Annotated in this window: 2 protein-coding genes; both read left to right on the top strand. The window is 67.1% G+C overall.

What is annotated here, in order from left to right:
* Positions 1 to 167: 167 nt before the first annotated feature.
* On the top strand, positions 168 to 539 hold the full coding sequence (locus EOA79_RS31845; RefSeq protein WP_095825049.1) for a DUF559 domain-containing protein: 372 nt from the start codon (positions 168 to 170) through the stop codon (positions 537 to 539).
* Between the two features lie 190 nt (positions 540 to 729).
* On the top strand, positions 730 to 1,768 hold a 1,039-nt coding region (locus EOA79_RS31840; RefSeq protein ID WP_164894062.1), incomplete at its 3' end, for a hydantoinase/oxoprolinase family protein.

Below are 1,768 nucleotides of genomic sequence, written 5' to 3'. Positions count from 1 at the left end.
TTCATCTGCACTGACCACTCGACGGAGACGGTGGATCTGGCGGAGTAGGGCACCCCTTCTCCCCTTGTGGGAGAAGGTGGATCGGCGCGCAGCGCCGAGACGGATGAGGGGTGTTGGACGGAGTGCGATGTTGGAGAATTGGACGAAATGAGGCCTAGTCTTCCGCCATGCCGCATCAACCCGTAACCCCGGCCAAGCGCAATTTCGCTCGTCGGATGCGGCGCGAGTCGACAGAAGCGGAGGACCGTCTGTGGCAGGAGCTGCGCGGCCGCCGTCTCGACAAGATCAAGTTCCGCCGGCAGGTGCCAGTGGGTAGATTCGTTGCCGACTTCGTTTGCGCCGAGGCTCGGCTTATCATCGAAATCGATGGCAGTCAGCATGCGGACTCGCCCCACGACCAGGAGCGCGACGCCGAATTGAAGGCGAGGGGATTTCGCGTGTTGAGGTTCTGGAATGACGACGTTCTGAAGGAACTCGATGCTGTCTGCGATACCATCATTGCCTATGTGCGGGACGAAGATCTGCAGCCTTGGCGATGATGCCGATGGGCGTATTTGCCAAGCTGGAGCACCCCTCATCCGTCTCGGCGCTGCGCGCCGATCCACCTTCTCCCACAGGGGGAGAAGGGAGCTTGCCCCTCCCTTGGCCCATCGCTCCCGCCTTTATCCGCCGGCCCGTATCGGCTAAGGGGCAGGCACCAAACCTCTCGCCCGGACTTGCCACCGCCAAATGACCGCCAAGCCAAAACCGCTCTTCCTCGGCATCGACACCGGCGGCACCTATACCGATGCCGTGCTGTGGTCGGAGGAGGGCGGGCCCCTGGACAACCCGAGCAAGGGCAAGGTGCTGGCCAAGGCCAAGGCGCTGACCACGCGCCACGACCTCGCCGTCGGCATTTCCGGCGCGGTCGACGCGGTGCTGGAAAAATCCGCTACCGACCCGGCCGCGATCAAGCTGGTGTCGATGTCGACCACGCTTGCCACCAACGCGCTGGTCGAGGGCCAGGGCGGGCGCGTGGCGCTGGTGATGATCGGCTTTTCCGAGGCCGACCTTGCCCGCGACGGGCTGAAGACGGCTCTCGGCAGCGATCCGGTGGTGTTCTGCCCCGGCGGCCACGACGTGCACGGCAATGCCGCGAAGCTCGATCTTTCCGGCCTCGAGGCGGCGTTGCCGGAGCTTGGGGGTTCGGTGTCGGGTTTCGCCGTCTGCGCCTATTTCGCCACCCGCAATCCGGCGCATGAGCTCGCCGCGCGCGACCTGATCCGCGAAAAAACCGGCCTGCCGGTCACCGCCAGCCACGAGCTTTCGGCCAAGCTCGGCGGTCCGCGCCGCGCGCTCACCACTTTGCTCAACGCCCGGCTGATCTCGATGATCGACCGGCTGGTCGCGGCGACCGAAGGCTTTCTTGGCCGGCGCGGCATCGCCGCACCTCTGATGGTGGTGCGCGGCGACGGCGCGCTGGTGTCGGCGGCCTTCGCCCGCCAGCGGCCGATCGAGACGATCCTCTCCGGCCCGGCGGCCAGCCTGGTCGGCGCCCGCCACATGACCGGGCTGGACGACGCCATGGTCTCCGACATCGGCGGCACCACCACCGACGTCGCCGTGCTCGATAGCGGCCGGCCGCGGCTCGATCCGGAAGGCGCCACCGTCGGCGGCTTCCGTACCATGGTCGAAGCCGTCGCCATGCGCACCTTCGGCCTCGGCGGCGACTCCGAAGTAGCGCTGCAGGACGGCGCGCTCGACCCGAAGATCCTGCTCGGGCCGCGCC

Origin of the sequence: Mesorhizobium sp. M1A.F.Ca.IN.020.03.2.1 (assembly GCF_004023205.1) — a bacterium.
Taxonomy (GTDB): domain Bacteria; phylum Pseudomonadota; class Alphaproteobacteria; order Rhizobiales; family Rhizobiaceae; genus Mesorhizobium.
The sequence above is the reverse complement of the archived record's forward strand: the minus strand, read 5'-3'. Positions and strand labels throughout refer to the sequence as shown.

What these genes read in the sequence shown, in the direction of transcription:
- EOA79_RS31845 (WP_095825049.1), top strand. Translation starts at nt 168, where the DNA reads ATGCCGCATCAACCCGTAACCCCGGCCAAGCGCAATTTCGCTCGTCGG.